Consider the following 15,663-nt stretch of genomic DNA (forward strand, 5'->3'; position numbering starts at 1 on the left):
TCTAAAAAGCCCGATTCATTGCAGGACGCGCTGGAACAGGAAAACGGCGGTCTTGACCGCGGCGATGCGACTCCCTATTCATCGTTTAGTAGTTGTGGGCCGCTCCAGAAGTGCGTGGGACAGGATGACTCGTCGTTACGCCGGCGTCTGCGCTTCGGGACATGGCAAGGTCCGGGCAAAGTCCGCCTGAATGCCCGCCAGCAGGTCGAGGTAATATTCGCGCATGAAGGGTTAAACCGCTCGGCGGTCATCAGTATCCCTACCAGGAACCGTCCGGGATATAAGAAAAGCGCTATCGCTCCCCCTGCTCGCATAGCGCCCGCGAGATGCGCACCAGCTCGATGCGTCTATCGGATATCTCCATGACCTCGAAACGGAAATTGCCAAAACGGAAAGACTCGCCGACCGTTGGTATCTGCTCGTGCTGGGCGAGCAGCAGGCCCGCCAGGGTCACATACTCGTCGTCCGGGCTGACGAGCGAGACCTCTCCGCCAAGCGCCTGCTCCAGCTGGTGCAGGTCTGCCGCGCCGTTCACAACCCACCCGTCTCCGTCGCGGACGATATCCGGCGTCTCGTCGGCGTCCGGAAACTCGCCTGCTATCGCCTCCAGGAGGTCAAGCGGCGTAACCAGGCCCTGGACCGTGCCGAACTCGTCGACAACCAGCACCAGGCTCCCCTTTGCCTTCCGCAGCACACCGAGGATCTTGATCACGTCGATCCGGTCCGGCACAAGGATGGGCGGATGCTGCGCTGCGCAGGCCGCCAGGTCGTGTCCGCTGTCCAGCGCCGTGACCAGCTCCTTGGCCCGTACGATCCCGACGACATTGTCCAGCGCCCCGCGGCAGACCGGGAACAGGCTATGCGGGGTCTCAAGCAGCTGCGCGCGGACCGTCGCTGCGTCGCTTGCGCAATCGATCCACGATATGTCCGCGCGCCGCGTCATTATGGTCCTGATGGACCGTTCGGCCAGGGTCAGCACCCCGGAAATCATGTTGCGCTCTTCTTCTCCGAAGGCACCGTGGGGGGCCCCTTTCACGGCTGCAGCCGGCTTCTCGTCCGCGCTGGCCTCGCTTCTTCCCCCCATAAGCCGCAATATGGCGTCCGCCGTACGCTCGCGAAACGGCAACCGGGCCTCGTTCTTGGCGAAATTGCGCCGCGCGACCTGGTTGAACGTTTCGATAAGGATGGAGAAGCCAATGGCCGCGTAGAGATACCCCTTTGGTATGTGGAACCCGAAGCCCTCGGCAACGAGACTGAAGCCGATCATGAGGAGGAAGCTAAGGCACAGGACAACTACCGTCGGGCGCTCGTTGACGAATCGGGTCAGCGGCTTTGAGGCGACTATCATCACCACCATTGCGATCACGACAGCCGCCATCATGACGCCCAGCTGCTCCACCATGCCGACGGCCGTGATTACCGCGTCGAGCGAAAAGACCGCGTCAAGGGCGATGATCTGCGCCACGACCAGCCAGAAGCCAGCGTAGGCGGACTTCGGTCCGCTGTGGCGCATATTGCCTTCAAGGCGCTCATGCAGCTCCATGGTTCCCTTGAAGACCAGAAAGAGTCCGCCGCAGAAAAGGATCAGGTCGCGCCCTGAGAAGCCGAGCCCGGCGACGGAGAAGAGCGGCTCGGTCAGCGTGATTATCCACGAAATCACGGACAGGAGCCCCAGGCGCATCAGAAGCGCAAGCGAGAGGCCTATCAGCCGCGCCCGGTCGCGCTGGTGCGGCGGCAGCTTGTTCGCCAAAATCGCGATAAAGACGAGGTTGTCGATGCCAAGGACTATTTCCAGTATGACAAGCGTTAACAAACCGACCCATATGGATGGGTCCATCAGAAATTCCATGCATTGCTCCTGATTAAAAAGCCGCTGTTCGGAAAGAACCGGCCGGCGTGCTTTCGGCTGCCCGAGTTAGAATCTGTGAGCGCGGGCCTGAGTGGTCTATCGGTTTGCGGGTCGGAAGGCGTCGAAAATAAGGTGCTGGCGTTTAATGCGGCAGAATAAAGGCATGATCGATAGCAGTCCACGTGGATAATCAGAGCCCCTTATTAGGGAATTACAGCGAATTAGAACATAGCAAAAAGACGTGCTACGCGCAACAAGGGAAAAAGCGGCAGAAAGAGCTCTTTCGCTCGGGCTGACATGCAAGGCGCATGGCCGGGGATATCAGTTCAGCACCTTCGTCTTACTGACGAAAAAACTAGTCGCATGGAACGGCTCGCCGTCGAGGTACATCGTGAAATCATATTTGCCTTCGAAGTGCAGGCTGAATGGCGATATCAGGAAGTTCACGTGGCTGTAGCCGTCTTTCCTGGCGGTTATGTTGAACGGGGAGAACTTTGAAAGCATCTCGTCTCCGTTCGGGTCTTTTATGCTGAACTTCACGCTGAAATCCCCCTCGCCGCCCTTAAGCCTTGAAAAGAAACAGAGCTTGCTCAGGAGCGCCGGAAGCGCCTCCACTATGATGTCCTGCGTGTAAAGCCCTATGAGGGAGAACTTCCCGCCTTTCTCCTCTCTTATGTCGTCCAGCATCAAAGTCAGTTCGTGTTTGGGCAGGGCCTTCGGAGACATAACCACCTCGCGCTTTCTATTTTTTTCCCGTAAATGTGCCTGGATTCTGCTGACCTTAAAGCATTTCCACAATGAGATGTCAACAATTCCGGCCCGCCAATGCCGTCCCCTCTTTCCTAAAGAGGTGCAGGGGAGATTCCCGAGTGCATTCATGATCAACCTCTCTTCCCCTTTAGAAAGGGGAAGTTCGACCTAACCCTTCATGCCCTCGGGCCGCATTTTTTTGCTTCGCTCAGAATAACAATGTATCTTTCAGAAAAAAAAGGGGGACGGAAAAAATCCGTCCCCCTTCCCTATCCGCATTAATGCGAAACAGGCTTACATCATGTCCATTCCGCCCATTCCACCCATGCCGCCCATTCCTGCGGGCATTCCGCCGCCGCCCTTCTCTTCCCTGGGCTTCTCGGCAACCATGCACTCGGTGGTGAGCATGAGCGAGGCTATCGAAGACGCATTCTGGAGGGCGATCCTCGACACCTTGGTAGGGTCGATGACGCCGGCCTTCACGAGGTCCTCGTAGGCCTCGGTCGAGGCGTTGAAGCCGAAGGCGTCCTTGCCGCCCTTCACCTTGTCGACGACTATCGAGCCTTCGAGGCCCGCGTTCGCCGATATCTGGCGGATGGGCTCCTCGAGGGCGCGGAGCACGAGCTTCACGCCGAACTGCTGGTCGCCTTCGAGGTTGAGTTTCGATATGGCGTTAAGTGTGCGGAGATATGCAACTCCGCCGCCCGGGACAACGCCTTCCTCGACAGCTGCCCTGGTGGCGTGGAGCGCGTCCTCGACCCTGGCCTTCTTCTCCTTCATCTCGGTCTCGGTGGCCGCGCCGACATTGATTACGGCAACGCCGCCCGCGAGCTTCGCGAGCCTCTCCTGGAGCTTCTCCCTGTCGTAGTCGGAGGTCGTCTCCTCTATCTGTGCCCTTATCTGCTTTATGCGGCCCTCGATCTCGGCCTTCTTGCCGGCGCCGTCGATGATGGTGGTGTTCTCCTTGTCGATGACCACCCTCTTGGCCCTGCCGAGGTCCTTTATGTCCACGCTTTCGAGCTTTATGCCGAGCTCCTCGGCAATGAGCTTGCCTCCGGAGAGGATGGCTATGTCGTCGAGCATGGCCTTCCTTCTGTCGCCGAAGCCGGGGGCCTTTACCGCGGCTGCCTGGAGCGTGCCGCGGAGCTTGTTGACGACGAGGGTGGCAAGGGCCTCGCCCTCGACGTCCTCGGCGATGATGAGGAGGGGCTTGCCCATCTTGGCGATCTTCTCGAGCACGGGGAGGAGTTCCCTCATGTTCGATACCTTCTTCTCATGGATGAGTATGAAGGCGTCCTCGAGCACGCACTCCATCCTCTCGGGGTCGGTCACGAAGTAGGGGGAGAGGTAGCCCCTGTCGAACTGCATGCCCTCGACCACGTCGAGCTGGGTCTCCATGCCCTTGGCCTCTTCGACGGTGATGACGCCCTCCTTGCCGACCTTGTCCATTGCCTCGGCGATTATCTCGCCGATGGTGCTGTCGCCGTTGGCGGAGATGGTGCCGACCTGCGCGATCTCCTTCTTCTCCTTCACGTTCTTGGAGAGCTTCTTGAGCTCGCCTATCGCGACCTCGACGGCTTTCTCGATGCCCCTCTTAAGGTCCATGGGGTTGTGGCCCGCGGCCACGAGCTTGCTGCCCTCCCTGAATATGGCCTGTGCAAGCACGGTCGCGGTGGTGGTGCCGTCTCCGGCAACGTCAGAGGTCTTGCTCGCGACCTCCTTCACCATCTGCGCGCCCATGTTCTCGAACTTGTTCTCGAGCTCTATCTCCTTGGCCACGGTAACGCCGTCCTTGGTGATGAGCGGCGAGCCGAAGCTCTTCTCTATCACGACGTTCCGGCCCCTGGGCCCTAGGGTTATCTTGACCGCGTCGGCAAGGGTGTTTACGCCCTTGAGTATCGCGCTTCTCGCATTATGGCTAAAGGAAAGTTCTTTGGCTGCCATTTGGTTCCTCCTTGGTATTAAATGTTTTTACGGGTTTTCCTTCCCGGATTATTTCTCGACGACGCCCAGAATGTCTTCTTCCCTCATGATGAGCAGGTCCTCGCCTTCGACCTTTATCTCGGTGCCGGCGTACTTGCTGAAGATTATGGTGTCATTGACCTTGACGGCCATGGGCTCTACCTTGCCGTCCTCCTTCTTGCCGGGGCCTACCGCTATCACCTTGCCCTCGGCCGGGGTCTCCTTCGCGCTCTCGGGTATTATGATGCCCCCCTTCGTTTTCTCCTTCTCTTCGAGCCTCTTTACAATGACTCGATCGTGAAGCGGTCTGATCTTCATTCTCTGCTCCTCCTTCTTGTGTTTAAGTTTTCAGATTATTGTCTTATCCGGCAGGGTGTAAACATTATTTTCGGTCTAAATATATGGCCCACTCCGGACTTTGTCAAGGCGTTTTTTAGCACTCGCAAAAAAGAGTGCTAATATATCGAAATAGCTCGGTTTTTATCCAAATCCCATGTTTTTTGCCTATAGGCAGGGGCCAGTGAAAGCTTTTTACAGGCTGAATAAAGCGGGTGCCAAGGGAACAGGACGGGGCTTTAATGGATTACGCAGGGCAGAGAGGCGCGGAAAAACATTTGACAATAGACCGCCAATAGGCTACAGTGTTCAGGAATAAGTGGTTGCAGGTCGGTATTTTGCTGAAAAAAGCTTTGTCTTTCCAGGCAGGACCTCAAGAACTTATATACTTAGAAAGGAGGTCCTGAACAATGGCAAAAGGCAGAGTGAAATGGTTCAATGAGTCCAAGGGTTTCGGGTTCATTGAGAGGGAGTCCGGGGACGATGTTTTCGTCCACTACTCCTCGATCCAGGGTGATGGTTTCAAAACCCTGAAGGAAGGCCAGGAAGTAGAGTTCGAGATAGCCAAGGACGCCAAGGGTTCCAAGGCGGTGAACGTAATACCCCAGTAAGGCCTGAAAACGAAAGCCCCCGCGAAAGCGGGGGCTTTTTTTTTCAAAGCTTCGCTCCTGCAAAAGACCACGCCGCCTGTCAGCTCTACAACGCCCCTAAAGCCACGCCCTCCCATGCCGGTAAAAAACCTTTTAATTCATCGCGTTACGCCTGTTTTGCCTACGGATATGCAACTTTCCTATTGTAAGCCGGACCACCTTTGAAGTATAATAACTGTAACTTTTGTAACCTGCTATAATCAGATTTGAAGAAGGACGGGCAAAGCGGGTTACTGGCAAGGAGGTGTGGGCTATGGTTACCGAGATGAATCCCATAGAGCACTTCAAGGAGCTGGTTTCCGACGCGATGAAGCACCAGAAGGTCAAGGCCGGCGAACTGGCCGAGTTCTATCTCTCATCCCTCCTCACGAGCTTCCTGACCATCGAGCGGCTGCCGGACGAGCCCCTGGCCACCACCTACCTGAAGGCCCTGGGCGCAACCAGGGAGGTGCAGTTCCAGCAGATGAAGCAGCTCGGCGACGTCTCGCTCTTCACCTCAGGTTTCTTCTCGGACAGCCTTAAGAGGAAGATAGTCGACATAGACTATTACATGGCAATGGGCTCGGCCTCTTACGGCTTTCTGGCGAACATGCACAGGGGCGGCAGGAACGAGGAGGTCTCAAAGCTCTTCGGCGAGCTTGCGGAGAAGTTCGCGGCCTTTGCCGACGTGCTTACAGAGGTAAGCGAAAGGAGCAGGCTCACCTCCCCGGTTGACATACTTCGCATCTACGAGAGGTGGCTCCGCACCCGGAGCAGGCTTGCCGAGAAGGTATTGCGCGAGTTGGGCATAGAGCCGCAGGAGGCGAGCACGAGGTCGATACACTGAGGCCTTTAAAACTATTTAGCAGTTAACATGAAAAAACTCAAAATCACATTCAGGCTGCTCAAAAAGCTCAAGATGCGAGGAGTCGAAAAGTGAGGACCGAGGCGTACTTTTATAGTACGTCGCAGTGACGAACCTTGAAGACGACACAGCAGATTGGGCTTTTTCAGCAGCCTGCTAGAACACCGCCCTGGCCGCCCCTACTATTATGGTCGTAAAAGCCGTCCCGGCCGGAAGCGGCGAGCGGGCCACGAGCCTTCCTTTTTGAAGGCCGTCTTCCGTTATATAGCCTAGGGCCAGGTCCTTCTGCTTATCGTCCCTGAAGGATAGAAGCCTCCCCTCAAGGCCCTCCTCTGCTTCCTTCGTGAACCTCAGGCCCACTGAGCCGATGTTTATATCTATCTCCCTCGCGTCCTTGAAATACTCCCTGAACCTCTTTGCCCTCCACTCTGTCCTTACAGCCGCGCTCTTGGGGACTGCCTGGGGCAACACCCGCACCCTTAAGACCCTGGGCCTGGACTGGAACCTGTAAGCGTCCAGTATGTGCCCGAGCTCGTCTTCCATTTCGATCCCCACGACCAAGTCAGGGGAAAGGAGGTCGATCTTGTACTGTTTGTATATCCTCCCTATGCTTCCGGTCACGAGGCCTGAAGTATCCATGACAAGTCTTTCGCATCTTTTCAGGGCCGCGTCCATGAGGAGCTTCGCGCCCGCAAGGGAGGGGACGAGGCTACCGGGCGGGCTCAAGGCCCCTGTGAAGTAAAAGCCCTCGACCGCTATCTCCTCCCATCCCCTGAAACCTCCTTTCAACAGCCCCCATGCCATTGTCGCCGGAGGGCCTATGTGCGATTGCCCGGTATCGAGGTCGAGCGCGCCCGCTTCGCCTTCCCTTGAAAGGCGGTCAAGGAGCCTGCCCGCCATCGCGGTCTTTCCCGTGTCCGCGCTGCCTACGAGCATTATGCTCATCGCATTGACAGAGGAAATAGCTTCCATGATATCGTCCTCAGGGCTGGTCATGCCTTGCATATGGGCTCCAACGACTCGTTCAAGCGCCTTTTATGCGTATGATACCAGAAAAAAGATGTTCGGCACGCGTACTCGAAATAGGCGCCGAAAACTTCCGATTTTTTCTTTGACATTTTTAGACCTTTTGGTAATATTCAAACTGCCTTAATAATCCGGAGGTAATTTCCAAGGCTTTTACGCCTGTTTCGCTCACTTACCTGGTGCTTAAAAGAACCCCGTTATATGACACTCACGTTTCCCTGGGGGCCCGGATGGTCCCTTTCGCCGGCTGGGAAATGCCCGTACAGTACGCTGGAGTGAAGGAGGAACACCTTGCGGTGCGTTCCTCCTGCGGGCTATTCGACGTAAGCCACATGGGCGAGATAGAGGTCTCGGGCGACCGGGCAATCGACTTTGTCCAGCTCCTCATAACAAACGACATAGAGCGCGTATCCGACGGGCAGTGCCAGTACGCGCTACTTTGCAGGGACAGCGGCGGCGTGGTGGACGACCTCATCGTCTACCGCTTCAATATCGACCGGTACCTTTTTGTTGTGAACGCCTCCAACGCCGGCAAGGTACTTGACTGGATGAAGGAGGTCCAGGCAAGGGAAGACTTCCCGGACGTGGGGATAGAAGACCAGGGCGGGCAGTACGCCCAGCTCGCGCTCCAGGGCCCGGCGGCGGTTGAGATTCTAAGGCCCCTCCTGGATATAGACCCGGACGGGATAGGGCATTTCCGGTTCCACATGGGCCTCATAGGCGACGATATCGAGGCCATTGTATCGAGGACGGGCTATACCGGCGCTGACGGGTTCGAGATATACCTGGCGCCGGAGGACGCGGAGGCGGCCTGGAAGACGATAATGGAGGCTGGGAGCGGCCATAATCTGCGGCCTGCGGGGCTCGGGGCCAGGGACACTCTCCGGCTTGAGATGGGCTATCCCCTTTACGGCCACGAGCTGGGAGAGGAAATAACCCCCATAGAAGCCGGCCTCGGCAAATATGTGAGGTTCACCAAGGACTTCATCGGAAGGGACGTCCTTGAAAAACAGGCCAGGGAAGGCGCGGGGAGGACCCTCGCGGGAATAAAGATGCTCGAGCCCGGGGTGCCCAGGCAGGGCTATGAGATACACGCTGGCGGGAAGAAAATAGGCGAGGTCACAAGCGGGACCGTCTCCCCTTCCCTCAATGTCGGAATAGCGATGGGGTTCGTTGCGCCGGAGGCTGGCAAGCCGGGCGCCGAGGTCAGCATAGTAATAAGGGGGCGGGCCGCTAAAGCGGAGATAACCACCCTGCCGTTTTATAGAAAGTAGCAGTTAATATCGTACCCAAAAGCAGGAAAGGAGAAGCACCGTTATGGAGTTCCCGAAGGACCTTAAGTACACCAAGGAGCACGAATGGGTTAAGGTCGAAGGCAAGATAGCAACCATCGGAATTACCGACTACGCCCAGGACTCTCTTGGAGACGTGGTCTACGTGGAACTGCCGCCCGAGGGCGGCTCGGTCACGAAGCACGAGCCCTTCGGCGTGGTCGAGTCCGTAAAGGCGGTCTCGGACCTCTACTCGCCGGTGAGCGGCAGCGTAACCGAGGTGAACGACGCCATCATCGACAGCCCAGAGGCGATAAACGAAGACCCGTACGGTGACGCCTGGATGATAAAGGTGGAGATAGCCGGCCAGAGCGAGCTTGACGACCTCCTTACCGCGGACGAGTACCAGAAGTTCATCGAGGAAGAGAAGTAAGCCGCTGTGCCCTACATCCCCCATACCGAAGAAGACATCGGAAAAATCCTTGAAGCAGCCGGCGCGTCCAGCATAGACGACGCGCTATCGGCGCTTCCGGCAAACCTACGCTCCAGAAAACCGCTTGATGTGCCGGCGGGCCTCTCGGAGCAGGAGCTCCTCGGGCATCTTAAACAGCTCGGCTCAAGGAACTCGACGGTGGAGGATTATTCGAGCTTCCTCGGCGGCGGGGCATACAACCATTACATACCGGCCATAGTAGACAGCCTCATTTCAAGGTCCGAGTTCTACACATCCTACACGCCTTATCAGCCCGAGCTTTCGCAGGGCACGCTCCAGGCAATTTTCGAGTACCAGACCTTAGTGTGCCAGCTTACCGGCATGGACGTGAGCAACGCCTCCCTTTATGACGGCGCAACGGCCGTGGCCGAGGCCGTGCTCATGGCAAGGAGGATAACCGGCAGGAACGGGATCGTCCTTTCAGCCGCCCTGCACCCGGAGTACAGGGATACGGTCCGGACCTATCTATCCGGGACCGGAGACCACCTGTCGGAAGCGGCCTTTTCAGCTGGGACTGGAACGACTCTTGCGGAAACCATCGAAAACGCCATAGATGGCGATACGGCCTGCGTGGTCGTGCAGCACCCGAACTTTTTCGGCTGCATAGAGGACGTGGGGGCGCTTGCGGAGATTGTCCATAAAAAAGGCGCCCTATTGATAGTGGCCGTAAGCGAGGCCGTTTCCCTGGGTTTATTAAAGCCCCCGGGCGAGATGGGCGCCGACATAGCCGTGGGCGAGAACCAGTCTTTCGGAAACCCGCTCTCCTACGGCGGCCCGTACCTGGGCTTCATGGCCACACGGACGGAGTTCGTCCGGCAGATGCCGGGGCGCATCGTCGGCCAGACCGTAGATAAAAACGGCAGGAGGGCCTTTTGCCTGACCTTCTCTACAAGGGAGCAGCACATAAGGAGGGAAAGGGCGACCTCCAATATATGCACGAACCACGGCCTTTCGGCGCTCGCGGCGTCCATTCATCTGGCGGCGCTCGGCGGCGTTGGCCTTAAAAGGCTCGCGGGACTCAACCTTTCCAAGGCCGAATACCTCAAGAAGAAACTCGTCGAAGCCGGGGCAGAGCCCGCGTGGAGCGTGCCCACCTTCAACGAGTTTACTGTCAAGGTCAGGAAAGACCCTGAGGAGGTGCTTGAGAAGCTCCTTCTGAAGAAGATAATCGGCGGCATCCCGCTCAAGCGGTTCTACCCCGCGCTCGACCGCCATATCCTCGTGGCCGCGACCGAGATGAACTCGAAAGAGGAGATTGACAGGTTCGCCTCGGAGCTCAAGAGCGTATAGTTTTCAGGAAGGCGCCCCCTTCCCCCAATCTTTTTCTTACAGGTTGTTTATAATGGAAGCCAACGGCACAAGAGGCCTCCTCCTTGAGGAGCCGCTGATATTCGAGAAGTCATCGCCAGGCCGCATTGGCATTGGGCCGGCCCATTCCGACGTCCCTGAGACATCGCCTGCCCAGGCGATACCGGGCAGGTTCCTGAGAAGCGACCTGGACGGCTTTCCCGACCTCGCCGAAATAGACACTGTCCGCCACTATACGAGGCTGTCGCAGTGGAACTTCGGCGTGGACTCTGGCTTCTACCCTCTCGGCTCGTGCACCATGAAGTACAACCCCAAGATAAACGAGGCGGCCTGCCGCCTTCCGGGCTTCTCCCATATCCACCCGTACCAGCCGGAGGAGCTTACCCAGGGCGCGCTCGAGCTCATGCACTCGCTCGAAACATACCTTTCCGAGATTACGGGCATGGAGGCGATCACTCTCCAGCCTTCGGCAGGCGCTCACGGAGAGCTATGCGGCCTTCTCATGATGGCCGCCTATTTCAAATCAAAGGGCAAGCCGCGCACAAAGATAATAATCCCTGATACGGCACACGGCACCAACCCCGCGAGCTCGCACCTGGCGGGCTTCAAGGTGGTGCCTGTAAAATCCGAAGGCAAGGGGGTCCTCTCGGTCGAGGCGGTTGCCGCCGTGATGGACGAGGAAACCGCCGGGCTAATGCTCACGAACCCCAATACCCTCGGCCTCTTTGAGAGGAACATAAAGGCGATTGCCGAGGTCGTCCACTCGAAGGGCGGGTTCGTCTACTGCGACGGCGCGAACATGAACGCGCTCATGGGGCTTACGAGCCTCGGCGAGCTGGGCGTGGACGTTGTGCAGTTGAACCTTCACAAGACCTTCTCGACGCCCCACGGCGGCGGCGGTCCCGGGAGCGGCCCGGTGGGCGTGGGCAAGGCGCTTGAGCCGTTCCTTCCCGTCCCGAGGATAAAAAAGGAAGGCGGAAAATACAGCCTCGATTCCGGAAGGCCCAATACCATAGGCAGGATGAAGTCCTTCTACGGCAACTTCTCCATCATGGTCCGGGCCTACGCTTACATAAGGCGGATGGGCGGAGAGGGCCTGAAGCGCGCGTCCATCGCCGCAATCCTTAACGCCAACTACATAAAAGAGAGGCTTAAGGGCGCCTATCACCTCGCCTTTGACGAGCCCTGCATGCACGAATGCGTCTTCTCGGACAGGATGCAGCTCGGCAGCGGCGTTTCCACGATGGACATAGCCAAGCGCCTCATCGACTACGGCTACCACCCGCCGACCGTATACTTCCCGCTGGTCGTCCCTGGCGCGATAATGGTAGAGCCGACCGAGACGGAATCGATAGAGACGCTTGATAAGTTCATCGATGTAATGAAGGCGATAGCCGAAGAGGCGAAGGCCAATCCTGAGCTACTCAAGAGCGCGCCCACGAGGACAAAGACCGCACGGGTAGACGAGACGCGGGCCGCGAGGGAACCGGTCCTGAGGTGGAAGAAATAAAGCTCAAAAAGCTATATGCCAAAAAATGAAAGGGCAGGGAAATAATCCCTGCCCTTTTTGCATCGCCCTAAAACTTTTATCAAGGCATCCGGCCCTTGCTCCTATCCCCTCTTCTCGAAACCCGCGGGCTGGCCGGTCGCCTGCGAGACCACGAGCTCGCTCTTGGCGACTATCTTGTGCCACTCGCCCTTGGGCGCGAGCACTATGACGCCGGGCTTCAACGCAGTGGTCGATTCCTTCCCGTTATCCAGGTAGTATGTGCCCTCTCCCTCGTGGACGAAGAATATCTGGTCGCCGCCCGGGTGCCTGTGGTAATCGAGCACCTGGCCGGGCTTGAAGTAATAGGTGTCCTGCGCGAGCTGCTCGGTCTTTATGTAGGTGACCTTGTTTACCGCATCGTCCTTGAATTCCTTTTTAGCCGCCACGTCCGCCTGCTGCATGTCCGTACCTCCTGAGTTTTATCTCTTTATTTTTTAATTTGGGGCCGCCCTTAGGCAGCATACGTTGTAATTATACACAATGGCATGGAGAGCGCAAGGAAAATTTTGGACTATTTAGGTCTTTTTTTACCTATTTCTCGCCGCAGGGCTATTTCAGCTTGTTTTTCAGGCAGTTACCCGAAAACTTATTTCAAGCTTGTATCAAAAAATTCCATTGCCGCGGGGCTTCCATAATCCCTCGGCCCCGCAAGGACGCCCTCCACCCTGCCGCTTTTTCCGATTATCACCGACATGGGGATGACGCCCACCCTGTAGCTCTTTTTTGCCTCGCCGTACTGGTCGATGAGCACCGGAAAGCCCGCGGTGCTTTTTTCGAGGAACTCCATTACGCGCTTCCTCGAATCCACCGCCACGCCGATTACGACCAGGCCCTTGTCCCTGAAATCGGCTGCGAGCTTCGATAGCGCGGGGAACTCCTCCCTGCACGGCTCGCACCAGCTTGCCCAGAAGTGGAGGAGTACGGTCTTGCCCTTGAACTCCGAAAGGCTCCGCTCAATGCCGTCCAGGTCCTTGAGCCTGAAATCCGGCGGAGCGTTGCTTTCATTCGAGGGCTGGACTATGAAGGGAAGGAGTATATGCTTTTGGTGCCGCTCGTCCGCATGGGCCCAGGGCGCGTAGACCACAAGAAGCAGGATAAGGCTTGCGAGGACCGGTGCGGCCTTAAAGGCAATAGATGCCCGCGCACTTTCCGCGCGCCCCCATTCATGGGGGGCGCGCGGAAGTGCTGAAGCCGTCAAGTGCCGGATGCCTTTCAACTCGATTTGCCTCGACATGTTAAAAAACCCAAACGAGTGTCGCGAATAGCCTCCAGTCAATCACCTGCTGGAAGCCGTTTACCCTCTGGTATACGGGGACCTGGTATTTGATCTCCGCGCTCCCGCCGGTCTTGGGTATCTTGGCCTGGACGGCCGGGGTTATGAAGACGGAATCAAGGCCAGTGAAGTCGGGATTGTCGGCCATCGAGGTTACGGGCCGCGAATACCTGCCCTCGTGGTCCCTGTCCCTTTCGGCGTGTATGCCGTTAAGCTCAAGGCCTACGTTGATATAATTCGAGGCCTGGTACCTGGCTATGAGGTCGAGGGTGGTCTTGTCTCCGAACTCGTAGCCGTTATTGCCCTCGGTCGTGAGCTGGTGAAAGAGGTTCGCCTGCAGGACGAGCGGATAGAGCCCCCTCGTGTAGCTCAGGAGAAAGAGCGGGTCCCAGGAGCCGCTCCCCGGCTGCATCATCGCGTGGACGAGATTTCCGGAGGCCGTCCTCTCGCTTGTAGCGCCGGTCGGCGTCTTGATGCCCAGCCCAGCCACCAGCCTGTGCCCCGGCCTTATCGGCGCGTCGGTGTAGAGCGTGTAGAGGCCCATGAAGGATATGTCGCCTATTCCAGAGACCGTGTCCATTGTCATGTCCATCGTCATTCCCATCGCGCTACGCCTTCTCATGTCCATGTCGTTTATGATATAAGGGACAGCGGCCATGAGCTGAAGGCGCTCGGTTACAGGCAGCACGCCGACAAGCGATATCTTCTGCATCCTCATCTCGGTGGGGACGCTGTATGACTGGCTCATCTGCTGGTTCTCCGCGATCGCCCCGTCCGGGCTTACGCTCCTCGTCCCGTTCCTTATTGTCTCCATGTGCATGTACTCGTATGCGAGCGAGAGGCCGAAGTTCTCGGCCAGGGTCACTCCCGATGAGGCCGCGCCTGCTATGCAGCACGAGAGGCCGCATTCGCCTGCCGCGCCTGCCTGCCTGCCGTTGAAAAGGGTTACTGCGACGATTAAAAGCAAAAAGAGGGTACACTTCCTCATCTCGAATCTCCTGTGAACGATTTTTGAGCGCGCAGGGCGCAAGCCCATGCCTTACAGAAGCCGCAAAGACACTCCTGCCAGCCAGGTCCAGGCAGCTCTTTCGGCGCACAGCTGCCCGGAGGTGCGGACGCGCGATGAAGAAGGCGCAGTCGTTCAACCAGACCGCAGGGCGCAACGTGAGCCGCTTGCAACTGCCGTAACCGGCGCGGGAATGACTTTTATTCAGGATACGAGAGAGGCTTCGGGGGGTTCTTCGCTCGCGGCTGCGAACGGGTCTGCGAAGAAAGAGCGGGTATGAGTGACAGGCGCTACCGAATGGTCCGGGCCGGGTGCGAGCGTCTTCCCGGCAAGGTAAGGCATATCAAGCGGGCTGAGCGCGCCCGGCCCGGCAACGTCATTTCCCAGGTACATCCCGCAGCGCAAAGACTCGGGGGCATGCGCCTCACCATGCCCTTCTGTATGGCCGGTATGGCAGACCACTGTCTCGATGTCCTTTGCCATGACCGGGCACCTCTCGCCGTGAGTGCAGTCCTCGCCCATGTGTAGGCAGACGCTCCCCGAAAGGGGCGAGATGACCTGGAACAGGAAGAACATGATGAGTAATGGCGCAAGCCTTTTCACGGGAATATTATATCGGAAACCGGGCTGAAGGGCATGGTTTTTTACAAACGGGCGCGCCCTGATGCCTTTGATGGGAGTGAAACGGCCTGTCCTCCCGGAAGGGAGCGCTTTATTTCAGGGTGCCTCCGATTAGCCTTGCGGAGCGCACTCATGATGGTTTATCCTGATATATAATACTCTTATCTTATTAATATAATTATTATAACCCGGCCCCACTGAATGAAAAAAGAAAGACCGAGAAACGGCGACAAGAAACGCCTTCTCTCCAGGTTCAGCAGGAGGGCGAAACTCGTCTATTACAGGATACTCAGGCTCGAAGACCCGCCCGAGCGGATCGCCAGGGGAGCGGCTATCGGCGTGTTCATGGGGGTGCTACCCACCTTCGGCCTGGGCGCACTCCTCTCGCTTGCAGCCGCCTTTGCGCTAAAGGCAAACAAGGCGGCTGCCATCCTCGGAAGCCTCATCATGAACCCGCTTACCGCGCCATTCTTCTGGGCGCTCAGCGCCTTCGTGGGAAGCTTCCTTCTGCAGGAGAACTATTCGTCCATATACGCGAATATCAAGGACGAAGGCCTTGTCACGGGCGCGGGCTGGGCCTACGCCGTGTTCCTCATCGGGAACGCCATAGTCTCGGTATTGACCACGGCGGTCTCATACTACATAGTAAAGCACACGGTCATAAGGCACCGGAGGAGAAAGGCCGAGAAGCTCAGGAAAAAAAGGGGGCATTGAAGCTCGAAGGC

Annotated in this window: 16 protein-coding genes; 7 read left to right on the top strand and 9 right to left on the bottom strand. The window is 57.5% G+C overall.

Annotation, left to right across the window (positions count from 1 at the left end):
- Positions 1–292: 292 nt before the first annotated feature.
- From QY316_12490 to QY316_12505, 4 genes are all read right to left on the bottom strand, one after another.
- Positions 293–1,849, bottom strand: a complete 1,557-nt coding sequence (locus QY316_12490) for a TerC family protein (GenBank protein WKZ32710.1) — start codon at positions 1,847–1,849, stop codon at positions 293–295.
- Between the two features lie 321 nt (positions 1,850–2,170).
- Positions 2,171–2,536 (bottom strand): hypothetical protein, encoded by a 366-nt coding sequence (locus QY316_12495; protein WKZ32711.1) that lies wholly within the window; start codon positions 2,534–2,536, stop codon positions 2,171–2,173.
- 357 nt (positions 2,537–2,893) lie between these two features.
- On the bottom strand, positions 2,894–4,543 hold the full coding sequence (gene groL, locus QY316_12500; protein ID WKZ32712.1) for a chaperonin GroEL: 1,650 nt from the start codon (positions 4,541–4,543) through the stop codon (positions 2,894–2,896).
- A 48-nt stretch (positions 4,544–4,591) separates the two neighbouring features.
- Positions 4,592–4,879, bottom strand: a complete 288-nt coding sequence (locus QY316_12505) for a co-chaperone GroES (protein WKZ32713.1) — start codon at positions 4,877–4,879, stop codon at positions 4,592–4,594.
- A gap of 428 nt (positions 4,880–5,307) precedes the next feature.
- Here QY316_12505 and QY316_12510 point away from each other — a divergent pair, with 428 nt between their 5' ends.
- Positions 5,308–5,508: a cold-shock protein gene (locus tag QY316_12510; protein ID WKZ32714.1), complete on the top strand. Its 201-nt coding sequence runs from the start codon at positions 5,308–5,310 to the stop codon at positions 5,506–5,508.
- Between the two features lie 292 nt (positions 5,509–5,800).
- Positions 5,801–6,373, top strand: coding sequence for a hypothetical protein (locus QY316_12515; protein ID WKZ32715.1), 573 nt, complete (start codon positions 5,801–5,803; stop codon positions 6,371–6,373).
- Positions 6,374–6,547: 174 nt separating this feature from the next.
- Here the strand turns inward: QY316_12515 and QY316_12520 are convergent, their stop codons facing one another.
- Positions 6,548–7,387 carry a Clp1/GlmU family protein gene (locus QY316_12520; GenBank protein ID WKZ32716.1) on the bottom strand — a complete coding sequence of 280 codons (840 nt, stop codon included), beginning with the start codon at positions 7,385–7,387 and terminating at the stop codon, positions 6,548–6,550.
- Between the two features lie 206 nt (positions 7,388–7,593).
- On the opposite strand from QY316_12520, the gene gcvT reads away from it, so the two are divergent.
- From gcvT to gcvPB, 4 genes are read left to right on the top strand one after another with little or no spacing between them, the layout of a single operon-like run.
- Positions 7,594–8,691: a glycine cleavage system aminomethyltransferase GcvT gene (gcvT, locus tag QY316_12525; GenBank protein WKZ34124.1), complete on the top strand. Its 1,098-nt coding sequence runs from the start codon at positions 7,594–7,596 to the stop codon at positions 8,689–8,691.
- Between the two features lie 43 nt (positions 8,692–8,734).
- Complete coding sequence (gene gcvH, locus QY316_12530) at positions 8,735–9,121, top strand: glycine cleavage system protein GcvH (protein ID WKZ32717.1); 387 nt, start codon at positions 8,735–8,737, stop codon at positions 9,119–9,121.
- Between the two features lie 6 nt (positions 9,122–9,127).
- Complete coding sequence (gene gcvPA, locus QY316_12535) at positions 9,128–10,471, top strand: aminomethyl-transferring glycine dehydrogenase subunit GcvPA (protein WKZ32718.1); 1,344 nt, start codon at positions 9,128–9,130, stop codon at positions 10,469–10,471.
- A gap of 52 nt (positions 10,472–10,523) precedes the next feature.
- A complete protein-coding gene (gcvPB, locus tag QY316_12540; protein ID WKZ32719.1) occupies positions 10,524–11,999 on the top strand; it encodes an aminomethyl-transferring glycine dehydrogenase subunit GcvPB in 1,476 nt (491 codons plus the stop codon).
- A 101-nt stretch (positions 12,000–12,100) separates the two neighbouring features.
- Here the strand turns inward: gcvPB and QY316_12545 are convergent, their stop codons facing one another.
- The 4 genes from QY316_12545 to QY316_12560 all read right to left on the bottom strand — a co-directional run bounded on the left by QY316_12545 (position 12,101) and on the right by QY316_12560 (position 14,893).
- Positions 12,101–12,439 carry a cupin domain-containing protein gene (locus QY316_12545; GenBank protein WKZ32720.1) on the bottom strand — a complete coding sequence of 113 codons (339 nt, stop codon included), beginning with the start codon at positions 12,437–12,439 and terminating at the stop codon, positions 12,101–12,103.
- Positions 12,440–12,624: 185 nt separating this feature from the next.
- Positions 12,625–13,236: a redoxin domain-containing protein gene (locus QY316_12550; protein WKZ32721.1), complete on the bottom strand. Its 612-nt coding sequence runs from the start codon at positions 13,234–13,236 to the stop codon at positions 12,625–12,627.
- Positions 13,237–13,273: 37 nt separating this feature from the next.
- Positions 13,274–14,299 carry a hypothetical protein gene (locus QY316_12555; GenBank protein ID WKZ32722.1) on the bottom strand — a complete coding sequence of 342 codons (1,026 nt, stop codon included), beginning with the start codon at positions 14,297–14,299 and terminating at the stop codon, positions 13,274–13,276.
- A gap of 222 nt (positions 14,300–14,521) precedes the next feature.
- Complete coding sequence (locus QY316_12560; GenBank protein WKZ32723.1) at positions 14,522–14,893, bottom strand: hypothetical protein; 372 nt, start codon at positions 14,891–14,893, stop codon at positions 14,522–14,524.
- 246 nt (positions 14,894–15,139) lie between these two features.
- On the opposite strand from QY316_12560, the gene QY316_12565 reads away from it, so the two are divergent.
- Positions 15,140–15,652 (top strand): DUF2062 domain-containing protein, encoded by a 513-nt coding sequence (locus QY316_12565; protein ID WKZ32724.1) that lies wholly within the window; start codon positions 15,140–15,142, stop codon positions 15,650–15,652.
- Positions 15,653–15,663 lie beyond the last annotated feature (11 nt).

Source organism: Thermodesulfobacteriota bacterium (assembly GCA_030583865.1).
GTDB lineage: Bacteria > Desulfobacterota > GWC2-55-46 > GWC2-55-46 > GWC2-55-46 > UBA5799.